This is a genomic window from Mesorhizobium sp. M8A.F.Ca.ET.021.01.1.1 (assembly GCF_003998025.1).
Lineage (GTDB): Bacteria > Pseudomonadota > Alphaproteobacteria > Rhizobiales > Rhizobiaceae > Mesorhizobium.
The window spans coordinates 1-537 of record NZ_RZSJ01001095.1; the positions used below are offsets into that span (position 1 = coordinate 1).

General features: G+C 65.2%; 1 protein-coding gene. It reads right to left on the reverse strand.

What is annotated here, in order from left to right; all coding sequences use genetic code 11:
- Positions 1 to 537 (reverse strand): UDP-3-O-(3-hydroxymyristoyl)glucosamine N-acyltransferase (locus tag EOA36_RS36775; RefSeq protein ID WP_127281332.1); only part of this gene is annotated, 537 nt, incomplete at both ends.

The window sequence follows — 537 nt, forward strand, 5'->3', positions numbered from 1 at the left end:
CCACTATGCAATTGCGACCGATGCGGACGTTATGGGCGATCTGCACGAGATTGTCGATCTTTGTGCCTTGCCCAATGATCGTATCGGACATCGCGCCGCGATCGACTGTGGAATTGGAGCCGATCTCGACATCATCCTGGATGACGACGCGTCCGATTTGCGGGACCCGTTCCGGGCCCTTGGCGCCGCCGACAAAGCCAAAGCCGTCCTGGCCGATCCTGGCCCCACCATGGATGATGACCCGATTGCCGATCAGTGCGTACTGGATGCTGGCGCCCGGGCCGACATATCCGTCACGGCCGATCTGGCAGGACTGTCCGATGACGGCGTTCGGCGCAATGACGGTGCCGCTGCCGATCGAGACGCCAGGCCCGACGACGGCGCCGGCCTCGATGACGACGCCGGCTTCGACATGCGCGGTCGGGTCGACATGGGCATGCGGCGAAACGCCGGTTTCGCCAGTCATCGGCCCCGGCGTGGCGGCTGTCGGGAACAGCAGGCGCCCAACCAGCGCGAAAGCCTGTTGCGGCCGCGGAT